The organism is Thiohalocapsa sp. (assembly GCF_022340605.1).
Classification (GTDB): Bacteria; Pseudomonadota; Gammaproteobacteria; order Chromatiales; family Chromatiaceae; genus Thiohalocapsa.
On record NZ_JAJDNQ010000033.1, the window covers coordinates 1 to 4,702 of the forward strand.

The 4,702-nt window shown below is 70.6% G+C and carries 3 protein-coding genes; 1 reads left to right on the forward strand and 2 read right to left on the reverse strand.

Translation table 11 applies throughout. The annotated features are described in order from the left end of the window. Positions 1–65 precede the first annotated feature (65 nt). Complete coding sequence (gene lexA / locus LJE69_RS04445) at positions 66–527, forward strand: transcriptional repressor LexA (protein WP_296921912.1); 462 nt, start codon at positions 66–68, stop codon at positions 525–527. Positions 528–632: 105 nt separating this feature from the next. On the opposite strand, the gene pgsA is transcribed toward lexA, so the two are convergent. Together pgsA and LJE69_RS04455 are read right to left on the reverse strand one after the other, a co-directional pair. Beyond that, on the reverse strand, positions 633–1,208 hold the full coding sequence (gene pgsA / locus LJE69_RS04450) for a CDP-diacylglycerol--glycerol-3-phosphate 3-phosphatidyltransferase (protein ID WP_296921914.1): 576 nt from the start codon (positions 1,206–1,208) through the stop codon (positions 633–635). A 372-nt stretch (positions 1,209–1,580) separates the two neighbouring features. Beyond that, a complete protein-coding gene (locus tag LJE69_RS04455) occupies positions 1,581–4,556 on the reverse strand; it encodes a hypothetical protein (RefSeq protein ID WP_296921916.1) in 2,976 nt (991 codons plus the stop codon). Between the last annotated feature and the right edge of the window lie 146 nt (positions 4,557–4,702).

Here is a 4,702-nt window from a genome sequence, read left to right on the forward strand (position 1 = left end):
TCGCCACGGGTGCCCGCGCGGGTTGGACTGGCTATCCTTGGCCCGTTCCAGCCCGAGGACTCGCCATGTCGACTTCCGTGATCTTCCGCGCGACCCAGACCCAGTTGCTTGGCCGGGAGCAGGTGCCGCTCGAGGCCGTCGATGGGGAAGCGGTCCAGCGCATCCCGCTGCTCGGTACGGTCAGCGCCGGGCAGCCGCTGGACATTTACGAGGAGGCCGATGAGTTGGAGGTCCCCGCCGCTTGGGTGCGCCGGAAGAGCTTCGCGCTACGCGTCCGCGGCGGCTCGATGATCGACGACGACATCCTGGATGGGGACATCATCATCGTCGAGCAGCGCACCCACGCGGAGAACGGCGAGACCGTCGTGGCCCGCATTCATGGTGATCAGGCGACGCTGAAGAGGCTCTATGTCGAACCGGATCACGTGCGCCTGCAACCGGCCAATGAGGAGATGGAGCCGCTGCGCCTGGGGCATGAGGAGATCGAGGTTTTGGGGATCGTCCGGGCGATCGTGCGGCAGAGCTGACGGGGCTTGGGTCGATTTTCTTTAGTGTCGTTTCTTCAGTGTCGCTCTGCAGGGCGACACGCCGGGCGACACTCCGGCCGATGTTTCGGGCGATGCGCTGGCCGGCTAGCGCTGCTCCATTCGGACCGGATCGCGGTGCCAGAGGTCGGCGTTGTCACGGAACAGCGTCAGCATGGACCAGAGGGCGGACGCCAGCGCGAGGGCCAGGGCCAGCCAGGTTAGCGGTTTGAGCACGGGGGCGGCGGCGGGCCACGCCAGTCCACCGAGCGCGGTGCCGCAGGCGATGAGCTGGAAGACGAGCTTGAGCTTGTTGAGCTGGCCGGTGCTGATCACCACGCCGACGCAGGGTGCCATGCTGCGGAAGCCTTGCACCGCGAACTCGCGGCCGATGATCAGCAGCACAATCCACAGCGGCACCCAGTCGGGGTGGCGCGCGGCCAGGTAGACCAGCAGGACGTTGGCGAGCACCTTGTCGGCGAGCGGGTCCAGGAACACGCCGAGGTTGGACGCGCAATCCAGGCGCCGCGCCAGCCAGCCATCGAAGAAGTCGGTCACCGAGGCGAGCAGGAACAGGCCGAGCGCCCACCAGGCGGCGGTGGTGCCGCCGAGGGCTAGCAGCAGCATCACGGGCAGGATCAGGAACAGGCGCGAGAGGGTGAGTGCATTGGGGACCCAGCGCATCGGCGTGCCCTCTGGTGACAGGGTTGGTCGCCCGGAGCCGGGCCGGCCGTGCCGCCGCGAGGGGCCGTGCCGGCGTGGTCCGAGGGATTTGGTGGCCCCAAGTTGACCGCCACGCCGGGCTCGCGGTCAACTGATTGTCACATTGCGCGTGGCGGGCGGTGCGGGTGGGCGTTGCGCGGTCGCGGCAGCAAGCGTGCCGATTCCACGGCGCTGGCGGTCGCGGCACCGAGCGTGCCGCTCCCACACCCGGCCGGTCGCGGCACCGGGAGTGCCGCTCCCACAGCGTCCTGGCCGGTCGCGGCACCGGGAGTGCCGCTCCCACGACGCTTCTGTCGCTCTCGCGGCGTCCGTGCCGCGGTGTGGGCGGACGGCTCAGCCGCCGTGGCAGAGCACGCAGCCCACCGGCTCGCCCCGGGCCACCTGCACGGTGCGGCCTTCGCTGCGCAGGGTGCGGTCTGCCGCGGCGCGGGAGAGGACCGTGCCCTGCGAGTTGCGCCGGCTAGTGCCGCCGTGGCAGGCGAAGCAGGCGTCGGCGTTGCCTTCGGCGATGTTCTCGTGGCCACCGTTGGCGAAGCTCGTGGCGCCGACCACATGCATGCCGTGCGGGCCGCCGAGGGCGTTGCTGCGCGACGGCTCCCAGCCTGCCCCGTGGCAGGTGCTGCAGTCGCTCAGCGTGCCGCTGTGGCCCTGGAGCTGGCTGGCGGCCACGTTGTCGTTCAGGAGCGGTGAGCCGTCGGTGTCCCACTCGGCGTGGGTGGCGCCGTGGCAGCCCTCGCAGAAGACGCCGCCGTGGCCGGTGCTGACCCGATACAGCTTCGGCTTGCCGGCCGCCGGATTGGCGAGCGTGGTACCGTCCGCGTTGCGGAAGGTCGCGGGCACCAGGGGCTCGGCGAAGCGGCCATTGCTGGGCACGATGGGCGTGCTGGTGCCGTCGCGGTAGGCCCGGACCAGCCGGATGCCGTCGGCATTGCCGGCGGTGTCGTAGGCGTTGGCGCGGGTGCCGGTGCTGCCGGAGAGGTTGTCGTGGACATCGCCGGTGTGGCACGAGCCGCAGCCCGGCTCGTTGGCCCAGGGCACGCGCTTGGCGAGGTCCGCGCCGAGCGGGAACGGCGTCGCCGGCGACATCGCCTCGCTGAAGTCGTTGCCCACGTCCATGAGCCCGCCGTGGCAGTCCTGGCAGACCATGCCGCCGGCGGCCATGGCACCGCGCAGGCACTTGGTGTGCTTGCCGGGGTGGCATTGGTAGCAGGTCTCCTCCAGGGTCGCCACGCGGGCGTCCTGGTTCAGCGGCAGGCCGGTGCGCGGGTCCTCGTCCGCGGACGGGTCCGGCATGCTGGGGAAGACGCCGGTGAGGCCGTGGCTGTGGTGCATCACGCGCGAGTTGGATTGGTTGACGCGCTGCACGCGGCCGTTGGCGTCCGCGTCCGGGTTGGCCGCGTCGCCGCCGAGCGGCCCCACGTGCGCCAGATCCAGCGCCGGGGTGTAGTGGCAGGTCTGGCAGACCGTCGGTGCGTGCTGCTCCAGCGCCTTGTTGGCGAGGCAGTTGGCGTTGCCGTTCGGCGTCGCCGCGCTCACGCCCGTGCACGGCGTCGGGTTGCCGTCGCTGTCCACGTAATCCGCGCCGTGCTTGAGGTCGTGCAGGCGCAGCACGTTGACGTCCGAGGCGTACTCCACGCTCACGCTCGGTGGCACGCTGCCCATGAGATCATCCAGCGTGCTGTCTTCCACCGGCAGCCCGGCATCGATCAGCGGCTGGTTGGCGGCGCCGGGATAGGGGCTGTCCGGCACGTCCAGCGGACTGCCGTGGCAGTTGCGGCAGCTCGCCTCGCCGGAGATGGGCAGTACCGTATCCAGGGAGGCATAGGGCTGTGCACCGGCCTGGTCGAAGGGCGGCGTCGCGCCCTTGGGCACCGCCTGCACGCGAACCAGCGGATAGGGGTTCTCGCGGCCGAAGTCGTCGAAGGCGGCGAACGGGATGCCCGCGCCTTCGAACCAGTTGACCCCGTTGGCGATGTAGCCGAACGGAAACTCGATGAAGAACGGCTTGTTGGTGTAGTGCTCCAGCACTTGCCGCGGCTCGTTCTGGACGTAGGGGCTGCCCATGCCTGGCATGGCGTGCTGCACGGCGGTGAGGGTCTCGTCACCGCTGCCGACGATGCCGTCCTGCCCGATGTAGAGCTCTTCGACGTTCGGCACCGGCAGGCCCTTGCCCGCGTCCACGCTGAGTGGGGTGAAGGCCGGCGGGTAGAAGGGATCGTAGGCGGAGATCACGTCCCAGAAGTTGGTCTTGTAGACGCCGTTGTCGGTGAGCCCGGTGAAGGCGTTCACGTCGCTCAGGATCGGATCATTCGGATTGGAGGCGGCCGAGTAGTACAGGTCCACCTGTGCCGGCGAGACGATCTGGGGGTCTGCACTGCCCGAGCCCTGCGCGATGACCTGGGCGAGCAGCACCTGGAACGGGGGCAGGATGCTGGCGACGCGGGTGTCGAGGTCGCCGCAGTGCATGCCGAGATCGTTGATGGCAACCACCCGGTAGCCACCGCTGCCGCCGATGGGCTGTTCCGGCACGGACACGTCGGCGCAGGCCGGCTGCGGCACACCGTCGATGACCTCGCCACAGCTCTGGCTGGTGGAGTTGATGGACACGGTGCTGGCGTCGCCGCCGCCACCGCCGGTGCCGCCGCCTCCGCCGCCGGTGCCGCCGCCTCCGCCGCCGGTGCCGCCGCCTCCGCCGCCGGTGCCACCGCCTCCGCCGCCGGTGCCACCGCCGGTGCCGCCGCCACCGCCGGTGTCGCCACCGCCGCTGTCACCGCCACCGCCGGCGCCACAATCGCGAGGCGCGTTGCGGACGTCGCGCTCCGCGCTCGCATCCCGCGTCTCCACGCCGATGCGGCAGGGGGCGCTCGCCAAGCGCCGCAGGTCGAAGTCGTAGTCGCCGTTGCGCGCGGCGCGGGTATCGCCAAGGACCGTGCCGCCGTCGGCATCAAACAGCGTCACCGTGGCGTAGCGGCTGGCACCGCTGCCGCTGACCCGGAGGCTGTCGCCGCGGTCATACCAGCGTGCGGAGTCGATCTGCAGGGGATTGCTGTCGCTACCGCGTTGGCTCTCGCGCTGCCCAGACCGCGTCGAGTCGCCGGAGCGGCTGTCACTGTTGCCGGACGAGCGTCTGCTTGCCTCGGCCGTTTGTGTGCGCGTCGACTCGGTGCGCTGGGTGTCACGGCTTGTCTGGCGCTGTTGCCTGTTGTGTTCATCGGCAGCGGCCGAGTTGCCGAGCGTTATGCACAGGCATAACCCGGCCACGGCGGCGTGCGTCACGAGCCTGAAGCTCGCGCTCTGTTTGGGAACCATCGGGACCTCACTCTCTTTCGCTGTTCGGTGGATGCTCGGCCGCCGTCTGCACGGCGGTCACCGTCTCCGCCCGTCACTGCTCGCCGGCATGCCCGCGGTCGCGCGTGGGCGACACCTTCCGCCCCGACTGCATCCGGCCACGGACC